Source organism: Aerophototrophica crusticola (assembly GCF_012913305.1).
In the GTDB taxonomy this organism is placed as follows: Bacteria; Pseudomonadota; Alphaproteobacteria; order Azospirillales; family Azospirillaceae; genus Niveispirillum; species Niveispirillum crusticola.
The window spans coordinates 1,684,087-1,707,140 of sequence record NZ_CP051775.1 but is presented as its reverse complement, the minus strand read 5'-3'; the positions used below and the strand labels follow the sequence as shown (position 1 = coordinate 1,707,140).

Annotated in this window: 22 protein-coding genes and 4 pseudogenes; 11 read left to right on the top strand and 15 right to left on the bottom strand. The window is 68.5% G+C overall.

The features are described 5' to 3' along the window. Positions 1 to 263 precede the first annotated feature (263 nt). On the bottom strand, positions 264 to 1,055 hold the full coding sequence (locus HHL28_RS08390; RefSeq protein WP_075768849.1) for a MipA/OmpV family protein: 792 nt from the start codon (positions 1,053 to 1,055) through the stop codon (positions 264 to 266). A 213-nt stretch (positions 1,056 to 1,268) separates the two neighbouring features. Between HHL28_RS08390 and HHL28_RS08385 the strand changes: the two genes are divergently transcribed. Next, entirely contained in the window at positions 1,269 to 2,450 is a 1,182-nt protein-coding gene (locus HHL28_RS08385; protein WP_075768850.1) for a M20 aminoacylase family protein, read from the top strand. A gap of 2 nt (positions 2,451 to 2,452) precedes the next feature. After that, on the top strand, positions 2,453 to 2,977 hold the full coding sequence (locus HHL28_RS08380) for a protease complex subunit PrcB family protein (protein WP_083698743.1): 525 nt from the start codon (positions 2,453 to 2,455) through the stop codon (positions 2,975 to 2,977). Between the two features lie 74 nt (positions 2,978 to 3,051). On the opposite strand, the gene HHL28_RS08375 is transcribed toward HHL28_RS08380, so the two are convergent. From HHL28_RS08375 to HHL28_RS08365, 4 genes and pseudogenes are all read right to left on the bottom strand, one after another. Then, on the bottom strand, positions 3,052 to 3,738 hold the full coding sequence (locus HHL28_RS08375) for an ABC transporter permease (protein WP_404326814.1): 687 nt from the start codon (positions 3,736 to 3,738) through the stop codon (positions 3,052 to 3,054). Positions 3,739 to 3,886: 148 nt separating this feature from the next. Next, positions 3,887 to 4,006 (bottom strand): annotated as a pseudogene (locus HHL28_RS18475) (hypothetical protein); the annotation flags it as partial. 17 nt (positions 4,007 to 4,023) lie between these two features. Continuing rightward, on the bottom strand, positions 4,024 to 4,992 hold the full coding sequence (locus tag HHL28_RS08370) for an ABC transporter permease (RefSeq protein ID WP_075768852.1): 969 nt from the start codon (positions 4,990 to 4,992) through the stop codon (positions 4,024 to 4,026). 270 nt (positions 4,993 to 5,262) lie between these two features. Continuing rightward, complete coding sequence (locus HHL28_RS08365) at positions 5,263 to 5,496, bottom strand: hypothetical protein (RefSeq protein ID WP_404326813.1); 234 nt, start codon at positions 5,494 to 5,496, stop codon at positions 5,263 to 5,265. Between the two features lie 130 nt (positions 5,497 to 5,626). Between HHL28_RS08365 and HHL28_RS18470 the strand changes: the two genes are divergently transcribed. The 3 genes and pseudogenes from HHL28_RS18470 to HHL28_RS18460 all read left to right on the top strand — a co-directional run. Then, a complete protein-coding gene (locus tag HHL28_RS18470; protein ID WP_404326812.1) occupies positions 5,627 to 6,355 on the top strand; it encodes a thiamine pyrophosphate-binding protein in 729 nt (242 codons plus the stop codon). Then, positions 6,268 to 6,447: pseudogene (locus HHL28_RS18465) on the top strand (thiamine pyrophosphate-binding protein); the annotation flags it as partial. The gene HHL28_RS18470 and the pseudogene HHL28_RS18465, both read left to right, overlap by 88 nt. 166 nt (positions 6,448 to 6,613) lie before the next feature. After that, positions 6,614 to 7,165 (top strand): annotated as a pseudogene (locus tag HHL28_RS18460) (thiamine pyrophosphate-dependent enzyme); the annotation flags it as partial. Positions 7,166 to 7,303: 138 nt separating this feature from the next. Here the strand turns inward: HHL28_RS18460 and HHL28_RS08355 are convergent. From HHL28_RS08355 to HHL28_RS08335, 5 genes are all read right to left on the bottom strand, one after another. After that, complete coding sequence (locus HHL28_RS08355) at positions 7,304 to 7,930, bottom strand: glutathione S-transferase family protein (RefSeq protein WP_075768854.1); 627 nt, start codon at positions 7,928 to 7,930, stop codon at positions 7,304 to 7,306. Positions 7,931 to 7,939: 9 nt separating this feature from the next. Further along, on the bottom strand, positions 7,940 to 9,910 hold the full coding sequence (locus HHL28_RS08350; protein WP_075769167.1) for a polysaccharide biosynthesis protein: 1,971 nt from the start codon (positions 9,908 to 9,910) through the stop codon (positions 7,940 to 7,942). Positions 9,911 to 9,953: 43 nt separating this feature from the next. Continuing rightward, on the bottom strand, positions 9,954 to 10,598 hold the full coding sequence (locus HHL28_RS08345; RefSeq protein WP_169654977.1) for a sensor histidine kinase: 645 nt from the start codon (positions 10,596 to 10,598) through the stop codon (positions 9,954 to 9,956). 203 nt (positions 10,599 to 10,801) lie between these two features. Next, positions 10,802 to 11,125 (bottom strand): hypothetical protein, encoded by a 324-nt coding sequence (locus HHL28_RS08340; protein ID WP_075768856.1) that lies wholly within the window; start codon positions 11,123 to 11,125, stop codon positions 10,802 to 10,804. A gap of 6 nt (positions 11,126 to 11,131) precedes the next feature. After that, entirely contained in the window at positions 11,132 to 11,353 is a 222-nt protein-coding gene (locus tag HHL28_RS08335; protein ID WP_075768857.1) for a hypothetical protein, read from the bottom strand. A gap of 62 nt (positions 11,354 to 11,415) precedes the next feature. Between HHL28_RS08335 and HHL28_RS08330 the strand changes: the two genes are divergently transcribed. The 5 genes and pseudogenes from HHL28_RS08330 to HHL28_RS08310 all read left to right on the top strand — a co-directional run bounded on the left by HHL28_RS08330 (position 11,416) and on the right by HHL28_RS08310 (position 16,943). Beyond that, on the top strand, positions 11,416 to 12,468 hold the full coding sequence (locus tag HHL28_RS08330; RefSeq protein ID WP_404326809.1) for an esterase-like activity of phytase family protein: 1,053 nt from the start codon (positions 11,416 to 11,418) through the stop codon (positions 12,466 to 12,468). Positions 12,469 to 12,590: 122 nt separating this feature from the next. Beyond that, positions 12,591 to 13,915, top strand: a pseudogene (locus HHL28_RS08325) (aminotransferase class III-fold pyridoxal phosphate-dependent enzyme). A gap of 529 nt (positions 13,916 to 14,444) precedes the next feature. Then, on the top strand, positions 14,445 to 15,458 hold the full coding sequence (locus HHL28_RS08320; RefSeq protein WP_075768860.1) for an agmatine deiminase family protein: 1,014 nt from the start codon (positions 14,445 to 14,447) through the stop codon (positions 15,456 to 15,458). A 112-nt stretch (positions 15,459 to 15,570) separates the two neighbouring features. Continuing rightward, the gene (locus tag HHL28_RS08315; protein WP_075768861.1) at positions 15,571 to 16,455 is read left to right on the top strand and encodes a manganese catalase family protein; all 885 of its coding nucleotides are present in this window, start codon (positions 15,571 to 15,573) and stop codon (positions 16,453 to 16,455) included. 77 nt (positions 16,456 to 16,532) lie between these two features. Then, positions 16,533 to 16,943, top strand: coding sequence for a VOC family protein (locus tag HHL28_RS08310; RefSeq protein ID WP_075768862.1), 411 nt, complete (start codon positions 16,533 to 16,535; stop codon positions 16,941 to 16,943). 40 nt (positions 16,944 to 16,983) lie between these two features. Here the strand turns inward: HHL28_RS08310 and HHL28_RS08305 are convergent, their stop codons facing one another. The 4 genes from HHL28_RS08305 to HHL28_RS08290 all read right to left on the bottom strand — a co-directional run bounded on the left by HHL28_RS08305 (position 16,984) and on the right by HHL28_RS08290 (position 21,452). After that, positions 16,984 to 17,628, bottom strand: a complete 645-nt coding sequence (locus HHL28_RS08305) for an MOSC domain-containing protein (protein ID WP_075768863.1) — start codon at positions 17,626 to 17,628, stop codon at positions 16,984 to 16,986. 187 nt (positions 17,629 to 17,815) lie between these two features. Beyond that, positions 17,816 to 18,454: an ATP-dependent Clp protease proteolytic subunit gene (locus tag HHL28_RS08300; RefSeq protein WP_075768864.1), complete on the bottom strand. Its 639-nt coding sequence runs from the start codon at positions 18,452 to 18,454 to the stop codon at positions 17,816 to 17,818. Between the two features lie 99 nt (positions 18,455 to 18,553). Further along, on the bottom strand, positions 18,554 to 20,047 hold the full coding sequence (locus HHL28_RS08295; RefSeq protein ID WP_075768865.1) for an aldehyde dehydrogenase: 1,494 nt from the start codon (positions 20,045 to 20,047) through the stop codon (positions 18,554 to 18,556). A gap of 640 nt (positions 20,048 to 20,687) precedes the next feature. Then, positions 20,688 to 21,452 carry a phosphodiesterase gene (locus HHL28_RS08290; protein ID WP_075768866.1) on the bottom strand — a complete coding sequence of 255 codons (765 nt, stop codon included), beginning with the start codon at positions 21,450 to 21,452 and terminating at the stop codon, positions 20,688 to 20,690. Positions 21,453 to 21,514: 62 nt separating this feature from the next. Between HHL28_RS08290 and HHL28_RS08285 the strand changes: the two genes are divergently transcribed. Further along, positions 21,515 to 22,276, top strand: a complete 762-nt coding sequence (locus HHL28_RS08285; RefSeq protein ID WP_075768867.1) for a creatininase family protein — start codon at positions 21,515 to 21,517, stop codon at positions 22,274 to 22,276. Positions 22,277 to 22,453: 177 nt separating this feature from the next. Here HHL28_RS08285 and HHL28_RS08280 read toward each other — a convergent pair whose 3' ends face one another. Next, a complete protein-coding gene (locus tag HHL28_RS08280) occupies positions 22,454 to 22,936 on the bottom strand; it encodes a Dps family protein (protein ID WP_075768868.1) in 483 nt (160 codons plus the stop codon). Positions 22,937 to 23,054 lie beyond the last annotated feature (118 nt).

Here is a 23,054-nt window from a genome sequence, read left to right as displayed (position 1 = left end):
GTTTGTCTTCCGGAGCCATTGAAGCTTTCGTCATCCCGGCGAAAGCCATAGGCGTCGGGTCAAGCGGCAGGGCCGCGTTTCTGTTTCCCCCGCGCAGGCGGGGGCCCACAGTTCTTGACCAGGGATGTGCTGTCACTGGGTTCTGGAAAAACCGTGGACCCCCGCCTGCGCGGGGGAAGCAGGGAAGGGCAACTGTCGCCGTGGGGGATGGCGCTGGAGCCTGCGGGTCAGGGTGCCCAACGGAAACCCCGCCCCACCCCACCTCAGAAGCTGTAGCTCACGCCCAGCCCGCCGAAGAACTGGTCGGCGCTGCCGTCCCGGTCCACGATGGGGCTGTCCTTCGCGTCGCCCAGCAGGCGCTTGTAGCCGGCGATGCCGGTCAGGGCCCAATCCTCCGTCAGGCTGTAGATGCCGAACACGGTGAAGGCCACGTCCTTGAAGCCGGAGTCGGTCTCGTATACCGGCCGCCCGGAACGCTCGGCCTGGGCCGGGGTGATGCCGAAATAGGACCGCATGTAATCCTTGCTGGCCCAGGTGGCGGAGGGACCGGCGAACAGCATCAGGTCGTCGGTCGGCCGGGCCTGGTAGATGGCGGAGACGGTGGCCGTCACCCCGTCATGCCCGTCGCCCAGCAGATCGCCCGTCACATCCAGCCCCAGCCCCACCTGGCCGATCCGGTACTCGGCAAAGGCGGTGCCGACCATGGTCCCGTCCACGTCGCCCAGGCCGCGCAGGGCGTCGTTGTCGTTTTCCTCACGCCCGCCGTCATAGTTCAGGCTGACGCCGGCGGTCAGGGACCGGGTGTTCAGCACGTTCACGCCCAGGCCTCGGCGATCCAGGAAGAAGGTCTCGCCATAGGTGATCTCCAGGTCCGGGACCGGCTTCACCTCATACTCGTCCGCTCCCTCATATTCCGGCAGCACCAGGCCCAGCAGGCCGACACGGGCATTCCACCCCTCCTTCGGGGGCGGGCCACCCTGGGCCAGGGCGGGGGCAGGCAGGGTCAGGCCGGCCAGCAGCGCCAGGGCGGCTGGCGCGCGCAGCGAAAAGCTCATGGTCCGAAGACTCCCGATGATCTGGCGGCGACACCACCATAGGGTCGGCCGCGGCGTGGTGGTACCCGCGGCGGTATCCCGTGGCTGTGACCGGTGTCACGGGCCGAAGTCGTTGCGAAAACAAACGTTACCAGGGTGACCGCGCCCGCGCCGCTTGCTAATGTCCTCACCTTGCACCCGCGCGGAAGACGCGGGCCAACGGAGTTTCGAGACATGCCCATCGTCAACCGCATCGCCGAATTCCACGCCGACATGACGCAATGGCGGCACCAGATCCACGCCAACCCGGAACTGGGCTTCGAGGAGCACCAGACCTCTGCCCTGGTGGCGGCGAAGCTGGCGGAATGGGGGATCGAGGTGCACCGGGGCCTGGCGGGTACCGGCGTGGTGGGCGTGCTGCACGGGGCGAAGGGGCCCAACGGCCGGGCCGTCGGCCTGCGTGCCGACATGGACGCGCTGCCCATGCAGGAGGCGAACGACTTCGCCCACGCCTCCAAGGTCCCCGGCAAGATGCACGCCTGCGGCCATGACGGCCACACCACCATGCTGCTGGGGGCCGCCCGCTACCTGGCGGAGACGCGCAACTTCGACGGTACGGTGAACTTCATCTTCCAGCCCGCCGAGGAAGGGAAGGGCGGCGGCCGCAAGATGGTGGAGGAGGGGCTGTTCGAGAAGTTCCCCTGCGACCTGGTCTTCGGTATGCACAACTGGCCTGACATGCCGCCGGGGGAGATCATGGTGAAGCCCGGCCCGATCATGGCCGGCGCCGACCAGTTCGACATCAGGATCTACGGCCGCGGCGGCCACGCCGCCCTGCCGCACCATTCCATCGACCCGGTGGTTGTGGCCGCCCAGGTGATCATGGCCGCCCAGACCCTGGTCAGCCGCAATGTCAGCCCCATCGAGGCCGGCGTGGTCAGCATCACCCAGGTGAATGCCGGCAGCGCCTACAACGTCATCCCGCAGGAGGTTTCCCTGCGCGGCACTGTCCGCGCCCTGACGCATGAGGTGCGGGACATGCTGGAGGCGGGCCTGCGCCGCATCGTGGACACCATCCCGCAGGCGTTCGGCGCGACGGCGGAGATCGAGTACCGCATCGGTTACCCGCCCACCGTGAACAGCAGCGGCACCCCCAACGACCTGGCCCGCGCCGCCGCGGAGGCGCTGGTCGGCAGGGACCGGGTGCATGACGACCTCGGGCCCAGCATGGGGGCGGAGGACTTCGCCTTCATGCTGAAGGAACGGCCGGGCACCTATGTCTGGATCGGCCAGGGCGGGTCGGAACTGGGCTGCATGCTCCACAACCCGCGCTACGACTTCAACGACGAGGTGCTGCCGCTGGGCGCCAGCTACTGGGCCAAGCTGGTAGAGACGGCACTGCCCAAGGCCGCCTGACCATGCGGCTGGCACGCCCGGTCGTCGCCGCCGCCCTGCTGCTGCCCGCGCTGTCGGGCTGCGGCGGGGCATCTGCCTGGCTGGCGGGGGAGTCGGCCATGAGCACGGCCGACATGCCGCCGTCGGAGGCGGGAATGCCGCTGGTGGGACGGCGGCAATGGCACGGCGACGTCAGCCGCGCCCAGAGCACCGCCTTCCTGGTGGCGCGGACGGAGGCCGAGTGGAAGGCCCTTTGGGACCTGGTGGGCAAGGACCCGCCGGGCGCCTTGCCGGACAAGCTGATGGCCCTGGGCGTCTTCATCGGCACCCGCACCAGCACCGGCTACGGCGTGGACATCCAGAACATCCGCCTGGACAGCCGCCCCGGCCAGCGCGACCGCCTTCTGGTGGAATACCGGGAGAAATCGCCGCCGGAGCAGCTGATGGTGGCCCAGATGCTGACCAGCCCCTATGCCATCATCCTGGTGGACCAGACTGACGCCCCCGTCCGCTATGCCAAGCTGCCGGACGAGCCCAGACGCCCGTAGGTCGGGGTGACCAACGGGAACCCCGACATCCCAGGCCGGCGATTGTCGGGGTTCGGCTCCGCCCCATCCACGACCTACTTCTTGTCCCCTGAGGAGCGGGGGTCCAGCGCGTCCTGCAGCCCGTCGCCCAGGAAGTTGAAGCTGATCACGGTGACGAAGATCAGCAACCCGGGCCAGAAGGCCAGCAGCGGGGCCGACCAGATGGTCTCCTGCGCGTTGGTCAGCATGTTGCCCCAGCTCGGCAGGGGAAGCTGGATGCCCAGTCCCAGGAAGCTCAGCACCGACTCCAGCAGGATGATGTTGCCGATGGACAGGGTGGTGGCCACGACGATGGGGCTGACCACGTTGGGCAGGATGTGGGTCAGCATGATCCGGCCGTTCCCGGCACCCAGGGCCACCGCCGCCCGCACATACTCCCGCTGCCTTGCCGCCAGGGTGGCTGCCCGCACCAGCCTTGCCACCGTGGTCCAGCCGAACAGGGCGATGATGAGGACGATGCGGTAAAGGCTGAAGCTGTCTGACCCGGTCAGCGCCTCCGGCAGGGGCAGCTTCTTCGGGTCCAGGGCCGCCAGGATGATCAGAAGCGGCAGCACCGGCACGGCGATCATGGTGTCGGTAAATCGCATCAGCAACTGGTCCAGCCGCCCGCCGTGATAGCCGGCCAGCAGCCCCACCGTCGTGCCGATCAGGGCGGCGAAGACGGCGGTGACCAGCCCCACCGTCAGCGACACCTGCCCACCCTCCAGCAGGCGGATCAGCACGTCGCGGCCCAGCTCGTCCGTGCCCAGCCAGTGCTGGGCCGAGGGGCGTCGAACCGCTTGAACAGGCTGATGCTGGTGGAATCCACCCCAGCGCCGCCGCCAGCAGTGGCGCGCTGAAGCACAGGCACAACAGGAACACCAGCACCCCGGCGCTGACCAGCGCCGCCCGGTGCCTCTTGAACCGCTCCCAGCGCAGCCGGCCGGGGGTGACGGAGGGGAGGGCGGCCGTGGCGGTGGCAGCGGCAAGCTGGCCGGTATCGGGCGCCATGCCCTGGGGGAGCGCGCTCATCCCGCCCTCGCCTGGAAGCTGACCCGCGGGTCCAGCAGCACATAGGCCATGTCGGCCAGCAGGTTGCCCAGCAGCACCATGATGGTGACGAACAGCAGGGCGCAGAGGGCCACGTTGAAGTCGTTGCCCAGGATGCTGTCATAGATCAGCTTTCCCATGCCCAGGTAGCTGAACATGGTCTCCGTCACCAGGGCGCCGCCGAACAGGGTTCCGAACTCCAGCGCCACGATGGTGACCACGGGGATCAGCGCATTGCGCAGGGCGTGGCGGTAGACGACGCCCCCCTCCGGCACGCCCTTGGCCCGGGCGGTGCGGACATAGTCCTGGCGCAGCGCCTCCAGCATGGCGGCCCGCACATAGCGTGTCTGGTGGCCGATGCTCAGCAGCACCAGGGTGGTGACGGGCAACACCATGTATTTCAGGGAGTCCCAGACGCCTCCCGCCCCGCCGATGGTCCCCATGCCGCCGGCCGGCAGCCAGCCCAGCGTCACCGCGAACAGCATGATCAGCAGCAGCGCCAGCCAGAACGGGGGCATGGAGATGCCGCCGAAGCACATCAGGTTGATCAGGCTGTCCAGCTTCGTATAGGGGTGCCGGGCCGCGTAGATGCCCACCGGGATGGCGATGGCCAGGGAAATGACCAACACCGGCGCCAGCAGCGCAAGCGTGTTCAGCAGCCGGGGCAGCAGGATCTCGCCCACCGGCTGGGCGAACAGCCGGCTATAGCCCAGGTCGCCCTGCAACAGGGCGGTCAGCCAGTTCCAGTATCGGTCCAGCAGCGGCTGGTCCAACCCATACAGGGCGCGCAGCCGCGCCGCGTCCTCCGGCGTCAGTTCCGGGTTGGCGGCGATCATCAGGTCGATGGGGTCGCCGGGCATCAGCCCGATCAGCATGTAGACGACGAAGGAGACGACCAGCAGGACGACCAGCGACTGCAACAGCCGGTTGACCAGGAACCTTGCCATGGGCAGCCCGCCATCCCCGCATCGTGCCGTTACCACCATCGCACGATGCCGCCGGGCCGCGACGCTGTCTACGGTTTTCCCGCGCGCTCAGAGCGGTTTGCAGTTGACTGGAAACCGCTCCGGCGGCGACTGCCGCCGCGCGCACTCGTGTGCGCGTAAGCCAAGCCGCGGATGCGGCGCCGGCGCCTGAGGACCACGAAATGCTGGACCTGCTTCCAGTCTGCTGGAAGCAGGTCTAAGCCCGCACGAGATGCCAGGATAGGGCCGCCGTCAGCGGTCGTCCCACTCCGCCTCGTCGGCGCGCAGCAGTTCGATCAACCGGGCGACAGAGGGGTCCAGCCGCTTGCCCAGGGTGCCTCCCAGCACGTCGTCCGCTGCCATCCAGCCCTTGGCCTCGGTCAGCTGGGCGGGGGTGACGCCGGTGCCAATGATGCTGGCGATGCGGAAATCGTCCATGGGACCGCAGATCTCGATGACCATGTCACGGGTCAGGGGCATCGTCATGGCGCGTCCTCCAGGAAGGGGGCGGTTTCGGCTTGGCAGATACGGAATGCTCCCCCCAAATGCAAGGGGGCGCCGGGGGTGACCCCGGAAGAAGCGGGCGCCCCTCGGGTGGGCGCTTGGACGGGGGGAAATGGCGATGGCCGCAGGCCGGACGGGCGGGCGAATCCTGGTGGACGCGCTGGTGGGGCAGGGGGCGGAGATCGCCTTCTGCGTGGCGGGCGAAAGCTACCTGGAGGTGCTTGACGCCGCCCTGGACCGGCCGGAGCTGCGCCTCATCACCTGCCGGCAGGAAGGCGGGGCCGCCTTCATGGCCGAGGCGTACGGCAAGCTCACCGGCCGCCCGGCCGTCTGCATGGTGACCCGCGGGCCAGGGGCCTGCAATGCCAGCATCGGAATCCACACCGCCTTCCAGGACAGCACGCCCCTGGTGCTGCTGGTCGGGCAGGTGGCCCGCGACCAGCGGGACCGGGAGGCCTTCCAGGAGGTGGACTTCCGCCAGATGTTCGGACCGCTGGCCAAGTGGGTGGCCCAGATCGACAGTGCCGCGCGCATCCCGGAATACGTCGCCCGGGCCTTCCGCACCGCCATCACGGGCCGCCCGGGCCCGGTGGTGCTGGCCCTGCCGGAGGACATGCTGCGGGAGCGGGCCGACGTGCCCGACCTGCCGCGGGCCGCTCCCGTCCAGGCCACCCCTCCGACGGCGACATGGGGCGACTCGCCGAGATGCTGCGCCGGGCGCAGCGGCCCCTTGCCATCGTCGGCGGCGCACCCTGGCCCGATTCGGCCTGCGCCCGGTTCCAGTCCTTCGCGGAGGCGTGGCACCTGCCGGTCGCGTGTTCCTTCCGCCGCCAGGACGTGATGCACAACGCCAGCCGGTCCTACGTCGGCGACCTGGGCACCGGCCCGAACCCGGCCTTGCTGGAGCGGGTGCGGGCCGCCGACCTGCTGCTGGTGGCCGGCGCGCGGTTGGGGGAGATCACCACCCAGGGCTACGGCCTGCCCGCCCCGCCCCAAGGCCGCGGCGGCCCTCATCCATGTCCATGCCGACTTGGCAGAACTGGGCCGGGTCTACCAGCCCGACCTTGCCATCCCATCCAGCCCCGCCGCCTTTGCCGACGTGGCCGCCGCATTGGCCCCGCCACCCGAGCTGCCCTGGGCCGCCTGGACCGCGGCGGCACGGCAGGATTACGAATCGTGGCAGCGGCCGGGTCCCTGCCCGGGGACGCTCGACCTGGGGGCCGTCTTCTGCTGGTTGCGGGATCGGCTGCCCCCGAATGCCATCGTCACCAACGACGCCGGCAACTTTTCCGGCTGGGGCCACCGATTCCTGCGCTACGGCCGCCCGGGCCGACAGCTCGGCCCCACCAGCGGGGCCATGGGCTATGCCTATCCGGCGGCGGTGGCGGCCAAGATCACCCATCCGGAGCGGTTGGTCCTGTCCCTGTCGGGCGATGGCGGCTTCCTGATGACGGGGCAGGAGCTGGCCACCGCCATGCATGCCGGCGCCGCCCCCATCGCCCTGGTCATCAACAACGGCATGTACGGCACCATCCGCATGCACCAGGAAAACCGCTTCCCCGGCCGCGTCAGCGCCACCGACCTGACCAACCCCGACTTCGCCGCACTGGCCCGGTCCTACGGCGCTTTCGGGGCCACGCTCACCCGCACGGAAGAGTTCGCCCCGGCCTTCGAGGAAGCCGTGGCGTCAGGACGGGCCGCCGTCATCGAATTGAAGCCGGACCCGAGGCGATCACCACCCGCACCACCCTGTCGGCGTTGCGCGCCAAGGCCCGGTCGGGCTGAGCGTTCAGGCCGGCACCTTCATCCCCCGCTGCACCGCCTCCCGCGCGCCCACCTCCGCGTACCAGCGGGCGAGGTGGGGCATGCTGCCGTCCTTCAGCGACCCACCCTTCGCCGTGGCGTCCACGAAGGGGAAGGCGGCCACGTCGGCCACGCTGTACTCGGCGCCGCCCAGGTAGGGGCAGGAGGCCAGCCGCCCATCCAGCGCCGCCAGGCAGCGGCGTACCTCCGCGGCAAAGAAGTCGATGGCGTAGTCGAAGCGGTCCGGGGCCAGCACGTTGAAGCGGAATTGGCCGCTGACCGCGGGGGTCAGGTCGGTCATCACCAGGTTCAGCCAGTTCAGCACCTCACCCCGCGCCGCCGGCTCACCCGGCAGCAGCTTGCCGGTGGTCAACGCCAGGTGCAGCAGGATGGCGCCCGACCCGAACAGGGTATGGGGCAGGCTGTCGGCATCGTCGATCTCCAGGGCGGGGAACTTGCCCAGCGGGCTGACCTTGGCATAGCCCGGGTCCCGGACCACGCCGCCCACATAGTCCAGCTTGTGGACCACGTACTCCAGCCCCAGCTCCTCCAGCATCACGGAGGCCCGGTGGCCGTGGGGGGAGCCGGCGGTGTGCAGGGTGAGCCGGGACATGGCCACCCCTCAGCGGGGCCGGCGGGGCAGGGCGCCCCTGGCGCTCTCGTCGTCGGGCGGCACGTTGGCGGCACGGTGGAAATCCGGGACGATATGTTCGATCAGGGCCAACACGCGCGCCTCATCCCAGGAAAGGGCCGCCGCCTCGAGCTCGTCGAGCGACCGGCACAGGATAGCCCAATCCACCGCCCTTGGGGAGGCCACAAGCACGCCCGGCGCATCGGTGGGCAGGGGCGGCTCCTTGGCGTCGAACATCTCCTCATACAGCTTCTCGCCGGGGCGCAGGCCGGTGAAGGCGATCTTGATGTCCCGGTCGGGGTGCAGGCCCGCCAGCCGGATCATCTGCCGCGCCAAGTCGACGATCTTTACCGGCTGGCCCATGTCCAGCACGAAGATGCGCCCCCGCTCGTCCCGGTGCGCCATGCCGTAGGCGGACGCCTGCAGGACCAGCTCTACCGCCTCCTGCACCGTCATGAAATAGCGGCAGACCTCCGGGTGGGTCACGGTCAGCGGCCCGCCGGCGCGGAGTTGGCGGGTGAACAGCGGAACCACCGACCCGGTGGAGCCCAGCACGTTGCCGAAGCGCACGGTCATGAACCGGGTGCCGCCCTCGGCGCCGGTGGCCAGGTCCAAGGCTTGGCAATAGGCCTCGGCACTGCGTTTGGTCGCACCCATCACGTTGGTGGGCGCCACGGCCTTGTCGGTGGAGATCAGCACCATGGCCTTCACCCCATGGGCCGCCGCCGCGTCCGCCACGTTGCGGGTGCCGATGACGTTGGTCAGCACACCCTCGACGGCGTTGAACTCCACCATCGGCACATGCTTCAGGGCCGCCGCGTGGAACACCAGCTCCGGCTGTTCCTCCGCGAAGACCTGCATGATCCGGGACCGGTCGCGCACGCTGGCCAGCACCGCCCGCCGGTCCAGCCCAGGGAAGCTCTCGCCCAGTTCCAGGTCGGCGGTGTAGAGGTTGAACTCCGCGTTATCCAGCAGCACCAGCCGTTTGGGACCAAGCCTGGCGATCTGGCGTACCAGCTCCGACCCGATGGTGCCGCCGGCCCCGGTCACCAGCACGGCCCGGCCGGCGATCAGCCCGCCGATGGACTGGCGGTCCAGGGCCACCTGCGGCCGGCCGAGTAGATCCTCGATGACGATGGGCTTGGGCGTCAGCCCGTTTTCCGGCACGGCCGCGCGAAAATCGGTCAGGTCCGGCAGCCGGGCCAGCACCAGGTTCAGGGCCTCGCATTGCTCCACCAACCGGCCCAGCTCGTCACCGGACAGGCGCTCCCGCGGGCGGGTCAGGATCAGGCGGCGGGGATGCTCGCCCCCTTCCGCCAACCGCTTCACCACGTCCGTCAGCTCATCCACATGCCCCAGCACCTTGACGCCGTGGATCTCGCGGCCGATGCGGCTCTGCTTGTCGTCCAGGATCCCCACCACCCGGAAGGTGGCATCGGGGTCCTGCTGCATGGCGCGGATGAACAGCTCGGCCGGGTCGCCGGCCCCTACCAGCAGCACCGGGATGCGGTCGCCGCTGTTGTGCTCCAGGATGCTGGCCACCCGCCGGTCCTTCATCATGCGGTAGACCAGCCGCGGCCCGCCCAGGAACACCATCAGGACGAACCAGTTCAGGATGGGCAGGGACCGTGGCAGCAGCTCCAGCCGCGTCACCAGGAACAGCAGCAGCACGAAGACCAGGATGGTGGCCGTGACCGCCCGGGCGATGGCCACCAGGTCGCTCAGCGAGGCATAGCGCCAGACGCCGGAGTTCATGCCGAACACCCGGTAGCTGACGGCGGCGATGGCCGTGAAGATCAGCAGGCCCGGCCACAGGGCGGGGATGAACTCCATGAAGTCGTCGCCGACCCGCAGGTACAGGGACAGGACGAACGACAGGGCGGCGGCCAGGATGTCGTGCGTATAGGCCAGCGTGCGTGCATCGCTGGCGGAACGTCGCGCCAAGTCGGCCAGTCTCTCCATGGGTCCCCCGTACCCGGCCGGGATGGCCGGGCGCACCATCGGGTCAGAGCTTCAGGGTCAGGCGGACGGCCGTGCCTGCCCCGAGGTTGATGTCCAGGTCGGCGCCCAGCTGGGTGGCCAGCGCCTCCACCAGCATCGTGGCGGCATCCGCGTCCGGGTCGAAGCCCTGGGGCAGCCCGCGGCCGCTGTCGGCCACCGTCAGCCGCGCCTGGCCGGACGCCAGCCGCTCCAGCCGGACCTTCATCCAGGCATCGTCCGGATAGGCATGGCGCAGGCCCTGCATCACCAGCTCGTTCAGGATCAGGCCCAGCGGCATGGCCGTATAGAGGGAGGTGGTCAGCGGCTCGCCCTCCACCGTCACCTTCACCGGCGCCGGCAGGTCGCCCACATTGGCCACCGCCGTCTCACACACCTCCCGCATGTAGCGGGCCAGGTTTACCTGGGTCTCCGACCGGGTCTCATGCACCTGACGGTACAGGATGGCGAGCACCTCCACCCGGTACATGGTCTGGTCATAGGCCGCGCGGGCGGCGGGGTCGGTGATCCGGTGGTGCTGCAAGCGCAGCAGGCTGATGACAAGCTGGAGGCTGTTCTTGGCCCGGTGCTGCAATTCGCGCAGCGCCGTGTCCTTCTCCGAAAGTGCTAACTCAAGCGCACGGCACCGCTCGGCAAGAACGCTTGCCGGCAAGTTCTCCAAATCTTCGAGTTGAGCTTCGGAGCCGGGCATATTGCCCGTCGCCACATCTGCCTTAGCCATCCGGGAACCGGCCACCGCGATTTATTCGCCAAGCCCAAATTTCTAATGCAGTGGTGCTGGTGCTGAAATAGAGCTTCCGACCTACTTCCCCTGCCATACGGTGGAGTTATCGGAAAAGTTGCCGGATTCCCCGATCAGCGAAGCAGCCAGCCCAACAGGCCCTTGGGCTTCGTTTTCCCCCCGGCCTTCGGCGCCGCCGGCCGGCGTGGTCCCGGGGCCGGCGGCTTGCCCTGCACATACTCATTCCGGAAGCGGTCGAAATCCTCCTTCCGGCCGAACTTGAAGCGGACATGGGTGACCTGGCTCTTCATCCCGGTCCCGATGTCCATCTCCTCCTGAAGGCCGATGAACTCCACCGCCCACAACCCTTTGACGTTGGCCCGGATCCAATCCTCGGCCTTGTCCATCTCCCCGCTGGATTTGAACTTCAGTGTCGTCTCGAAGTCGTAGTACGGCATGGGCGGTTACCCGAACAGGTGGACCAGCAGCACCAGCACGACGGTCACGATCAAGACGGCCAGGATGGGGTTGTTCTGCAGCCAGGTGTCCAGCCCCACCGGGGCCGATACGCCGGGCTCGGCCGCGGGTTGGAAGGCCGGTGTCTGGCCGGCCAGCCGCTCCAGCTTCGCCTCCAGTTCGGCAAGGCGCTGCTCCAGGCTGTCCAGTCGGGTGTCGTGCTCGCTCATGATCTGTACGGTTGTGGAAGGGGAGGAAAGTCTGATCCAAGATACCCCTTTCGTCCGGCCGGATGGAAGGGCACATGATGGGACCGCCGGCCCCATGGTCCCGGCCCCTTTCCCGAAGCCGGATCAGCCCGGATGCGCCATTCCCTATTCGCCGCCCTGCTAACGGCCATCCTGTTGGCCGTTTCCACGACCGAAGCCGCCCCGCCGGCCGATTCCAGCCCCGTCGGCCTGTCGGAGGAACGGGGTCGCGGGGACCGGGTGGGACCCCTGATTTTCCGGGGCGGGCTGCACCTGCGGTCCGGATCATCCAGCTTCGGCGGCCTCTCCGCCCTGCGGGTCAGCCCCGACGGCAGCCAGTTCGTCGCCCTTACCGACCGGGGGGCCGTGGTCAACGGCCGGCTGTCCTACAGGCCCGACGGGACCCTGGCCGGTGCCGGTTCCTATGCCATCCGCGGCCTGCTGGGGGCGGGGGCAAACCGCTGGGAAGCGGGGAGCGGGACTCGGAAGGGCTGGCGATCCTGGGCTCCTGGCCCGGCGACGGTTGGGTTGTCTCCTTCGAGCGGGACCACCGGCTGGTCCGCTATCCCGCCGCCCTGGCCGGGGTCGCGGGCAAGACGCTGCAAGGCCCGCCGGGCATCGCTGACCTTCCCCTGAACAGCGGGCTTGAGACCGTGCTCGCCCTTTCGGACGGCACCCTGCTGGCCCTGGCAGAGGATGATGCGGGGGAAGGGCGGCACAAGGCCTGGCTGGGCCGGTCTGGGGACTGGAAGGCTTTCACCTATGCCGCGCGACCGCCTTTCCTGCCGGTGGACGCGGCCCTGCTGCCGGGCGGTGACGTGCTGGTGCTGGAGCGGCGGGCCTCCTGGATCGGCGGCTGGGGTTCGCGCCTGGTCCGCATCGCCGCGTCGGACCTGTCCCGGGCGGCGGCGACGGGTGGGGTGGTGGAAGGGGCCGAGCTGGCCCGCCTGGACCCGCCCCTGCTGGTGGACAATTTCGAAGGAATCGACGTGCGTCCGGGGAAGGACGGTAGCCTGTTCATCTATCTGCTGTCCGACGACAATTTCTCCATCCTCCAGCGCACCTTGCTGCTGATGTTCGAGCTGCCGCCGGGGTAACCCGCGGCCCGGCGGCGGATATCGCGGGAGCGCATGACGGGGATCGGATGGCCCGGACCCGCTTCCCGCCACCTGGAAACGGGTCTAGGCTCGGGGTTCCCGCAACAACCACAGTGCGTGTCATGGATGGACTGACCCCGCCGCCCAACGACCTCGGCGCCTATTGGATGCCGTTCACGGCCAACCGCCAGTTCAAGGCGAACCCCCGCCTGCTGGTTGCCGCGGATGGCATGTACTACCGCAGCCATGACGGGCGGCAGGTGCTGGACGGGACGGCGGGGCTCTGGTGCGTCAATGCCGGCCACAACGCCCCGCGGGTGACGGAGGCGATCCGCCAGGCGGCGGGCGTGCTGGACTATGCCCCAGCTTCCAGATGGGCCACCCCGGCGCCTTCCGCCTGGCCAGTCGGCTGGCGGAGCTCGCCCCCGGTGACCTGAACCACGTCTTCTTCACCGGTTCAGGGTCGGAAAGCGTGGAAACCGCCCTGAAGATCGCCCTGGCCTATCACCGGGCCAAGGGCCAGGGCCAGCGCACCCGCTTGATCGGGCGGGAACGGGGCTACCACGGCGTGGGCTTCGGCGGCATCGCCGTGGGCGGCATCCTGAACAACCGGCGCGCCTTCGGCAGCCTGTTCGCCGGGGTGGACCACCTGCGCCACACCCACGACCCCGCCCGCAACGCCTTCAGCCGGGGCCAACCCACCCATGGGGCTGAGCTGGCCGACGACCTTGAGCGGCTGGTGGCCCTGCACGGGGCCGACACCATCGCCGCCGTGATCGTGGAGCCCCTGGCCGGCTCCACCGGCGTCCTCGTTCCGCCGGTGGGCTACCTGGAGCGGCTGCGCGGCATCTGCGACCGGCACGGCATCTTGCTGATCTTCGATGAGGTGATCACCGGCTTCGGCCGGCTGGGCGCACCCTTCGCCGCCGACCGGTTCGGCGTGCTGCCGGACCTGATGACCACGGCCAAGGGGCTGACCAACGGCGCCGTGCCCATGGGCGCCGTCTTTGCCCGGGACCATGTGCATGACGCCATCGTCCAGGGGCCGGAGCACCTGATCGAGCTGTTCCACGGCTACACCTACAGCGGCCACCCCCTGGCCTGTGCCGCGGCAGAGGCCGTTCTGGACACCTATGCGGTGGAAGGGCTGTTCGAGCGCGCGGCGGGGCTGGAGGGCGCCTTCGCCGACGCCGTGCACAGCCTGCGCGGAAAGCCCCATGTCATCGACGTACGCAACCTGGGCCTGGTCGGCGGGATCGAGCTGGAATCGCGCCCCGGCGCCCCCGGCGGCCGCGCCCATGAGGTGTTCGTCCGCTGCTATGGGGCAGGCGTGCTGATCCGCGTCACCGGCGACATCATCGCCCTGTCACCGCCGCTGATCGTGGAGGAAGGGCAAATTGCCCGGATGGTGGAGACCATCGCCGATGCCCTTGCGGCCGTCGAATGAGTGTGCGCGGAGCGTGTCGGATGACCGCAGCTACTTGCTAGATGAAGCTCTGCCCTAATCCACCGGATCTACCGTCATCCCGGCGAAAGCCGGGATGACGGGCTTCCTTTTATCTTGGAAGGCCTCGATGAGGAGGGCCCCCCACCAAGCCATGCGCGCGGCGCAGCCCGGCCCCGGCGGGCCCCGGCATGGCTGTAAGGGCGCCGCGCAACTATATTACGTCCATCGTCAACAGCGATGGGGATCCATCTTGCGGTACTTTTTCATGCTCCCGACCCTGCGGCTCGGCATTTTTTCGCCTTTCGCCGCCCAGTCTGACGTCCAAAAGTCCGCCCGCCGCGATTAAGGCGAACCGGACCCTTTCTTTTCTCAGTCTCGTTTTGATGTGGGAATGAAAGCCGATCTGGCCGGTGCCCGTTTCCGCGGCCCGGCATGAGGTTGTCAGACCAACGCCCCGGCGATTAAGTTCGCCGGGGCGTTCGTTTTCCAGGACGCACCGGTTCCTGAGTCGCACGAAGGACAGACGCGCATGAGCACGCCCGCCGCCGACGGATTCCGCATGCCTGGGGAGTGGGAACCCCATGCCCGCTGCTGGATGGCCTGGCCTGTCCGGGGGGAGACGTTCCCCAACGGCCTGGAGGCGGCCCGCCTGGCCTATGCGGAGGTGGCCAAGGCCATCGCCCAGTTCGAGCCGGTGACCATGGTCTGCCCGGACGGGGAAGTGGCGTCCGTCAGCCTCGCGGTCGGCAAGGACGTGGCGGTGATGCCCATCAGCATCTCCGACAGCTGGATCCGCGACAACGGCCCCAGCTTCGTGAAGAACCCGGCGACGGGGGAGGTGGCTGGCGTGGACTGGCAGTTCAACGCCTGGGGCCGCAACTACGACGCCTTCGAGCCGGACACGCTGGTGGCCCGCCAGATCCTGGACCGGCTGAAGCTCCGCCGGTACGAGGCGCCCCTGGTGATGGAGGGCGGCAGCTTCCATGTGGACGGGCAGGGCACCCTGCTGACCACGGAGGAGTGCCTGCTGAACCCCAACCGCAACCCGCACCTGAGCAAGGCAGAGATCGAGGGCCACCTGCGCGACCAGCTCGGCGTCACCAGCTTCATCTGGCTGGGCCAGGGCTATGAGCAGGATGAGACGGACGGCCATATCGATGAGATCGCCACCCTCATTCGCCCGGGCCTGGTCCTGGCCATGACCACGGATGACACCGCCGACCCCAACTATCCCGTCTTCCAGGACAACCTTGAGCGCCTCGCCATGGCCCGCGACGCCGCGGGGCGGGAGCTGGAAGTGGTCACCCTGCGCACCCCGGCGCGACGGGAGCAGGCGGGCGTGCGCCTGACCTTGTCCTACACGAACTTCTATCTCGCCAACGGCGGCGTGGTCATGCCCCTGTTCGAGGACGCGGCGGACGACGAAGCCATCCGCACCTTCAAGAAGCTGTTCCCCGACCGCCAGATCGTCCCCGTCCCGGCCCTGGACATCGTGCGCGGCGGCGGCGGCATCCACTGCATCACCCAGCAGCAGCCGGCGTGATGCCGGCTGCTTGAGAATAAAAATCATTAGAAAAATGTGGGTAAGGGCCTGACGGGCGGGCAGCTCGGCTGTTGGCGGGGTCATTGTGCCCGTCAGCAGGAGGCCCAGCCCCATGTACTTCCACGACAAGCGCCTGCAGTACCCGGTCAAGGTGACCACCCCCGACCCGTTGTTCGCCCGCCAGCTCCAGCAGGCCATCGGTGGCGTGGAGGGGGAGATCCGCGTCTGCCTCCAGTACTTCTTCCAGGCCTGGGGCAACCGCAGCCCGAACACCAAATACCGGGACATGCTGCTGCATACCGCGACGGAGGAAATCGGCCACATCGAGATGCTGGCCACCGCCGTCGCCCTGAACCTGGAGACGGCGCCCTTGTCGCTGCAGGAATCCACGGCCGCCGCCAACCCGGTGGTCAACGCCGTCATGGGTGGTGAGCGGCCGCGCCATGTGGTGGAGGGGATGCTGCACAAGCACCTGCTGTCCACCGGCCTCGCCGCCTTCCCCGGCAACTCCGACGGCGTGCCCTTCGACGGCTCCCACGTCTATGCCAGCGGCAACCTGGCCGCCGACATGTTCGCCAACGTGGCGGCGGAAAGCACGGGCCGCGTCCTGGCCGTGCGCCTGTACAACGCGGCCCACGACCCCGGCATGAAGGACATGCTGAGCTTCCTGATCGCCCGCGACACCATGCACCAGCAGCAGTGGCTGGCCGTGATCGAGGAGCTGGGCGGCTATGGGGAGCAGTTGCCGATCCCCAACAGCTTCGACCAGAACCTGGAGAAGAAGGAGTTCTCCTACGCCTTCTTCGGCCATGACAAGGACGGCACCCCGCCGCCCGCCGGCCGCTTCACCCAGGGCCCGTCCCTGGACGGCAAGGGCCAGTTCAAGCCGCTCCAGTCCGAGCCGCTGGGTGAGGAACCGGTCCTCGGCCCTGCCCGCGACGGCTCCGGCGCCCAGAAGGAACAGATCGGCAAGCCGTCGGGCCCCGCCGTGATGTGAGCCACCGGCCGGGGCGTGCCAAGCGCCCGCCCCGGCCGTTCTCCCGCAAGCAAGAAGGTTTGGAGGGGGGAGGGGCCATGCCGTACCACACCGGCCGCTTCATCGACCATGTGCACCTGAAGGTCCGCGACCTGGAGGCGTCCCGCCGCTTCTACAAGGCCGTCGCGGGGGTGCTGGGCATCCCCGTCAGCAGCGAGGACGCCGACCACCTGGCCATCGATGAGCTGTACGTCTCCACCGGCGAGCCCTTGACCTCAGGCCTGCACCTCGCCTTCCAGGCCCGCGACCGCGATGCCGTCCATGGCTTCCACGCCGCCGCCCTGGCCGCTGGCGGCACGGACAATGGCGGCCCCGGCGAACGGCACTACCACCCCGGCTACTACGCCGCCTTCGTGCTGGACCCGGACGGGAACAACATCGAGGCCGTCCACCACGGCCCCGCCACCCGCTCCGCAGACAGCGTGGAGATCACGCCCAACGCCCCGTAGGTCGCGGCTGAGCGGCAGCGAAGCCCGACAGATCAGGCCCTCACACCTCCGCCAACGCCTCCCGCAGGTCTTCCTTCCACCGGTCCGCCAGTTCCGGCAGGGCCAGGGCCGCGCGCACGTCCGCGTCCACCTTGGGCTTGGCATAGAGGATGCGGTTCAGGGCCAGGATGGTCCACCCCTCCGGCCCCCGTTCCACCAGCTCGATGGCGTCCCCGGCCTGGAGCGTGCCCGGCTCCAGCACGTCCATGTACCAGCCGGTCAGCCCCTGCTGCGTCGCCCATTTGCTGATCCGCGGCTCACCGGACACGGTGGTGGGCCAGCGGCAGCGCACCACCGGCTGGTTCACCCGCAGCAGCACCGTGCCGACCCGCAGCACGTCACCCACCCGCGCCTCGGCCTCCGTATAGCCCTCGACGGACAGGTTCTCCCCGAAGCTGGGGATCGGGAATTGCCGCCCGTCCCCGGCCAGGGCGCCGAACTGCGCATAGCTCTCCCGGCAGAAGGCATGCACGGCCGTGTCGCCCAGGTCCCGAGCCCGATAGGCGCTCTCGTCCCCCTCAAGCCCGCGCGGTCCCACCCGCACCGGCCCGTCCACCGGCGCCTTGGCGATCCCCGTATCGCCCGGCTTGCCGTTGCTGCTGAGCCGCGTCTGCACCTTCCCCGCATAGACCCCGACGACACGCATTGCCGAACCTCCCGCAACCTCCCGTAGGTCGGATTAGCGCCAGCGGCGCGTAATCCGACGGCATCCCCGCCGTGAGGACCTGGCAACCTGCCCAGACAAAGCGAAAGGCACGAAAGACAATGCCTTCGTGCCTTCCACGATGATCTGGGATGTCGGATTACGCTACGCTAATCCGACCTACGAAACCTCACACGAACTCGTCCATCGAGCCCACGATGTGGCTGACGATGCCGTAGTCCTTGGCCTCGGTGGCGCTCATCCAATAGTTCCGGTCGGTGTCCTGCTCCACCCGCTCCAGCGGCTGGCCGGTCTCCCGGGCGATGATGCTGTTGATGCGCTTGCGCATCTTGATGATTTCCTGCGCCTCGATGGCGATGTCCGTGGCCCGGCCGCCGGCCCCGCCCAGGGGCTGGTGGATCAGGAAGCGGGTGTTGGGCAGGCAGAAGCGGTTTTCCTTCTTGGCGCCCAGGAAGATGTGCGCGCCGGCCGAGGCCACCCAGCCCGTGCCCAGCACCATGACGCGCGGCTTGATGAAGCCGATCATGTCATGGATGCTGTCGCCGCTCTCCACGTGCCCGCCGGGGGAGTTGATCACCAGGCGGATGGGATCGTCGCTGATGGCGGAGTAGGCCAGCAGCTGGGCGACCGTGTCCTGGGCGACCTTCTGGTTGATCTCGCCGAACACCAGCACGGTGCGGCTCTTGAAAAGGGCCTGCTGGATGGCCTGGAAGGGGCCCGGCTGGGTCTCGGCCTTCTTCGCGCCGTTGTCCGGGGTCTCCGGGGTCTCGGGCTCTTCGTCGTCAAGGCGGAACGGGTTCACCGACACTGGGGTCGCTCCATGGCTTCGCGGGTCTGCCTAGTCACCTAGCGGGAAATGGGCGGCTGTTCAACCCATCCGGTCCGTGTCACAGCCGCCCTCCCACTGTCACAACTGAATCCACACGCTCTTCAGGTCGGTGTACTTCTCCAGGGCGTGCAGGCTCTTGTCGCGGCCGAAGCCGGATTGCTTGAAGCCGCCGAACGGGGTGGTGATGTCGCCGGCGTCGAAGCAGTTGATCCAGACGCTGCCCGCCTTGATGGTCCGCGCCGCCTTCATGGCGGTGGAGATGTCGCGGGTCCAGATGGCGGCGGCCAGGCCATAGATCGTGTCGTTGGCGATCTTGAAGGCCTCTTCCGTCGTCTTGAAGGTCAGGGTGGACAGGACCGGGCCGAAGATCTCCTCCCGGGCAATGGTCATGCCGCTGTCTACCTTGTCGAACACGGTGGGCTGCACGTAATAGCCGCCGCAGTCCGCGTGCGCCGCGGCACCGCCGCTCTTCAGCACCGCGCCCTCGGCCTTGCCCTTCTCGATATAGCCCAGCACCCGCTCATGCTGGCGCTTGTCCACGATGGCGCCCATGCGGGTCTTGGGGTCCAGCGGGTCGCCAGGGACCCACTTCTGGCCGTAATGGACCACCTTCTCCAGGAACGCGTCCTTGATGCTCTCATGCACCAGCAGGCGGGAGCCGGCGTTGCACACCTCCCCCTGGTTGAAGAAGATGCCGCCTGCCGCCTCGGCCGCGGCTTTGTCCAGGTCGGCAGCGTCGGGCATGATGATGTGCGGGGTCTTGCCGCCGCACTCCAGCGACACGCGCTTCAGGTTGCTCTCCCCCGAATAGCGCATGAAGTACTTGCCCACCTCCGTGCTGCCGGTGAAGGCCAGCATGTCCACGTCCATGTGGCGGCCGATGGCCTGGCCCGCGGTTTCCCCGAAGCCGGGGACCACGTTCAGCACGCCGGGCGGCAGGCCCGCCTCGATGGCCAGTTCCGCCAGGCGGATGGCGGACAGGGGCGACTGCTCCGCCGGCTTCAGCACGACCGAGTTGCCGGTGGCAAGCGCCGGGGCCACTTTCCACACCGCCATCATCAGCGGGAAATTCCAGGGCACCACGATGCCGATCACGCCCAGCGGCTCCCGCAGGATCAGGGACATGGCATCCGTGCCGCTGGGGCCCACCTGGTCGTACAGCTTGTCGATGGCCTCGGCGTAGTACTGCACGCAGCGGGCGGACAGGGGCACGTCGATGCTGCGGCTGTCGCGGATGGGCTTGCCCATGTCCAGCGTCTCCAGCAACGCCAGCTCGTCCGCATGGGTCTCGATCAGCAGGGCCAGGTTCAGCAGCACCGCCTTGCGCGCCCGCGGGTGCTGGTCACGCCAGACGCCGGACTCGAAGGTCCGCCGCGCGGCGGCCACGGCGCGGTTCACGTCCTCCCGGTCGCATTCCGCCACATGGGCGATCACCTTGCCGTCCCGCGGGCTGACCTTGTCGAAGGTCTTTCCCGACGCGGACGGCACGAACTTGCCGTCGATGAAGGCCTGGGTCCGGAACTGCATCCGGGCGGCGCGGTCGTGCCAGTTGGTGGTGGCGAGCGCGTCCATCTCTGTCCTCCCTGGTGGGATCGCTTTTCGTTGGTCGCACAGTGCACCGGCGGCAACCTTCCGGACAAGCCGGAAAGCGGGGCGGGGAGGTGCTTCCCGGCCGTCGCTTTGGGTTGGCTGACCAGCGAGGCCCACGCAGAATTGCCTCCCCCGCGAAGGCGGAGGTCCACGGTTCTTTGCCTCAGCCGGCGCGGAACCCACGCCAACAACAGTGGACCCCCGCCTTCGCGCTTGGGCATTCACAAAATCCCGGCACGCTTATGGATCAACAGCTTGGCCGGTCCAATCGGGCAACGAGGTGCCTGGGCATAGGTGTGTTTGGAAAACGGATTTTAACGGATCAAAACGGATTTAACGGATACTATAACATAGCAACCAATTTCCGTTCCTAAGAATTCTGGATTGCTAAGTCGTATTTAAGAACAGAACTATGAATGCTAAATAGCAGTTCTATCCGTTACCATCCGTTCCGATCCGTTTAAATCCGTTTTCCCCACACACTTCTCCGCAGGGCCAAGCCGATCCTCCAAATGCTCGCCGCATCTGGCTTCTGAAGCTGGCGTCATCCAAGAATGTGTGAACGCCCTCTGCGCCTTCACGGGGAATCAGAGCCGGGCACGGGGCTATGGGCGGCGGGCAATCACACCGTCAGCACATGGCTCCTCAACGGCACCCCCGGCTCCCACACATGCAGCGCGAAACCCGGCGGGTCGTCGGTCCACACGGGCGGGGCGCCGGGCGTGGGGTCGAAGGCCAGCAGCATGCCGGTGCTGGGGGCACAGAAACCCAGGGTGCCGGCGAAGGGCACGGCGATCCCCCGGTGCACATGCCCGCACAGCACGCCCGCGATGTTCCCGTGCTGCCGCAGCAGCATCTCGAACGCCTCACCCCCCTGGCAGCGGATCGGGTCCATGACGCCGGAGCCCACCAGGAAGGGCGGGTGGTGCATGATCACCAGGGTGGGGCCGGAATCTTCGCGCAGCCGCGCCTCCACCCAGGACAGGCGCGCGTCGCACAGGCGGCCCGGCACGTCCATGGGGATCACCGTATCCAGGGCCAGGATACGCAATCCGCCGACCCGGTGCTCGTAATGCAGGAACTCGCCCTCCGCCGGGAACAGGCCCAAATGCCCGAACGCCTCCCGCAGGCCCTGGCGGTCGTCATGGTTGCCGGGCAGGGGCAGGAAGGGAATCTCCAGCCGCCCCAGCAGTTCCGCCGCCGGCCCGTACTCCCCCGGCTTCGGCCCGTTGCCGATGTCGCCGGTCACCACCACCAGGTCTGGCCGGGGCCGCAGGCCGTTCACCCGCTCCACCGCCCGGGCCAGGGCGGCATTGGTGTCATAACGCTTTACCGCCCGCTCGCCGGGCACTGTGCAATGCAGGTCGGAAAGCTGGGCGATGATCATGGGCAGCGCTCCCCCCGTGGCCTATCTTCCTGGTCAGCCGAGCCGACACCGGACACCCCACCATGCCGCCCCGCCGTTGGGAAGAGCTGACCTCACCGGACATCGCCGCCCTCCTGCCGGAAACCGTGGCGATCCTGCCCGTCTCGGCCACAGAGCAGCACGGCCCCCACCTGCCCCTGAACACGGACGCGGTGATCAATGCCGGCATCCTGGACAGGGCCTTGTCCCAGCTGCCGGACAGCGTCCCCGCCCTGGCCCTGCCGCCCTGGGTCTACGGCTTCTCGCCTGAGCACCTGTCTTTCCCCGGCACCATGACCCTCCCGGCGGAGGCGCTGCTGGCCGGCTGGCGCGCGGTGGCGGAGGGGGTGCACCGCGCGGGCCTGCGCCGACTCGTCCTGTTCAACAGCCATGGCGGCAACCCGCCGGTCATGGAACTGCTGGCCTTCGAGCTGCGCCAGCGGCTGGGCATGCTGGTGGTGCCGGTGAGCTGGGGCCGCTTCGGCCTGCCCGACAGGCTGTTCCCGGAGGATGAGCTGAAATGGGGCATCCATGGCGGCGCCGTGGAGACCAGCCTGATGCTCCATTTGCGCCCGGACCTGGTGCGCGCCGACAAGCTCGCCGACTTCCGATCCGCCGCCGCTGGTTTGCGGACCAAGGCCCTGCGCCTGCACGACATCGGCTGGGCCGCCCAGGACCTGAACCCGGCCGGGGTCGTGGGTGACACCACGCTCGCCACGGCGGGGAAGGGCGCCGCGGTGCTTGAGCACGCGGCACGGGGTCTGGCGACGTTGCTGGAAGAGGTCGCGGCCCACCCCTGGCCGTGACCTGTCGAACCTGTGCGCCGTGTACTGTCGGATTACGCTTCGCTAATCCGACCTACGATGCGGCACCCCGTAGGTCGGATTAGGCGCGTGAGCGCCGTAATCCGACGCCCAATCCCTCAGCCCCGTAGGTCGGATTAGGCGCCTTGGCGCTGTAATCCGACACGCAACGGCCAGGCCTTAATCCTCCAGCAGGCTCCGCAGCATCCACGCGGTCTTCTCATGGATCTGCAAGCGCTGGGTCAGCAGGTCGGCGGTGGCCTCGTCGCCGCCCTTCTCGGCGGCGGGGAACACGGCGCGGGCGGTGCGGGCGACAGCCTCATGGCCTTCCACCAGCTGCCGGATCATGTCCGTGGCGTTGGGCACGCCCTGCTCTTCGCGCACGCTGGTCAGCCGGCCGAACTGGCCGCCGCTGGCCGGGGCGAAGTGGCCCAGGGACCGGATGCGCTCCGCCAGCTCGTCCAGGGCGGTCCACAGCTCCGTGTACTGGGTCATGAACATGGTGTGCAGCGTGTTGAACTGCGGCCCGGTGACGTTCCAGTGGAAGCCATGGGTCTTCAGGTACAGCTGGAAGGTGTCGGCCAGCAGGCGCGACAGCCCCTCCGCGATGGCCTGCCGGTCCTCGGCGGCGATCCCGATGTCGATGGCGACGGACTTTGCCATGGTTCCTCTCCGAATCCTCGTCTGCTCCCAGGAAGGATGGTCCTGGGCCCGGGCAGCGGCAAGAGCTTTTTAGAACTCTTCTAAACAAGCGGGGCATGCCAGCCACGAACCCGCAGCC

Bases quoted from the DNA above. Each gene is read 5' to 3' on its own strand.
- HHL28_RS08390 (WP_075768849.1), bottom strand. From the start codon at position 1,055: ATGAGCTTTTCGCTGCGCGCGCCAGCCGCCCTGGCGCTGCTGGCCGGC.
- HHL28_RS08385 (WP_075768850.1), top strand. From the start codon at position 1,269: ATGCCCATCGTCAACCGCATCGCCGAATTCCACGCCGACATGACGCAA.
- HHL28_RS08380 (WP_083698743.1), top strand. From the start codon at position 2,453: ATGCGGCTGGCACGCCCGGTCGTCGCCGCCGCCCTGCTGCTGCCCGCG.
- HHL28_RS08370 (WP_075768852.1), bottom strand. From the start codon at position 4,992: ATGGCAAGGTTCCTGGTCAACCGGCTGTTGCAGTCGCTGGTCGTCCTG.
- HHL28_RS08365 (WP_404326813.1), bottom strand. From the start codon at position 5,496: ATGACGATGCCCCTGACCCGTGACATGGTCATCGAGATCTGCGGTCCC.
- HHL28_RS18470 (WP_404326812.1), top strand. From the start codon at position 5,627: ATGGCGATGGCCGCAGGCCGGACGGGCGGGCGAATCCTGGTGGACGCG.
- HHL28_RS08355 (WP_075768854.1), bottom strand. From the start codon at position 7,930: ATGTCCCGGCTCACCCTGCACACCGCCGGCTCCCCCCACGGCCACCGG.
- HHL28_RS08350 (WP_075769167.1), bottom strand. From the start codon at position 9,910: ATGGAGAGACTGGCCGACTTGGCGCGACGTTCCGCCAGCGATGCACGC.
- HHL28_RS08340 (WP_075768856.1), bottom strand. From the start codon at position 11,125: ATGCCGTACTACGACTTCGAGACGACACTGAAGTTCAAATCCAGCGGG.
- HHL28_RS08335 (WP_075768857.1), bottom strand. From the start codon at position 11,353: ATGAGCGAGCACGACACCCGACTGGACAGCCTGGAGCAGCGCCTTGCC.
- HHL28_RS08330 (WP_404326809.1), top strand. From the start codon at position 11,416: ATGGAAGGGCACATGATGGGACCGCCGGCCCCATGGTCCCGGCCCCTT.
- HHL28_RS08320 (WP_075768860.1), top strand. From the start codon at position 14,445: ATGAGCACGCCCGCCGCCGACGGATTCCGCATGCCTGGGGAGTGGGAA.
- HHL28_RS08315 (WP_075768861.1), top strand. From the start codon at position 15,571: ATGTACTTCCACGACAAGCGCCTGCAGTACCCGGTCAAGGTGACCACC.
- HHL28_RS08310 (WP_075768862.1), top strand. From the start codon at position 16,533: ATGCCGTACCACACCGGCCGCTTCATCGACCATGTGCACCTGAAGGTC.
- HHL28_RS08305 (WP_075768863.1), bottom strand. From the start codon at position 17,628: ATGCGTGTCGTCGGGGTCTATGCGGGGAAGGTGCAGACGCGGCTCAGC.
- HHL28_RS08295 (WP_075768865.1), bottom strand. From the start codon at position 20,047: ATGGACGCGCTCGCCACCACCAACTGGCACGACCGCGCCGCCCGGATG.
- HHL28_RS08290 (WP_075768866.1), bottom strand. From the start codon at position 21,452: ATGATCATCGCCCAGCTTTCCGACCTGCATTGCACAGTGCCCGGCGAG.
- HHL28_RS08285 (WP_075768867.1), top strand. From the start codon at position 21,515: ATGCCGCCCCGCCGTTGGGAAGAGCTGACCTCACCGGACATCGCCGCC.
- HHL28_RS08280 (WP_075768868.1), bottom strand. From the start codon at position 22,936: ATGGCAAAGTCCGTCGCCATCGACATCGGGATCGCCGCCGAGGACCGG.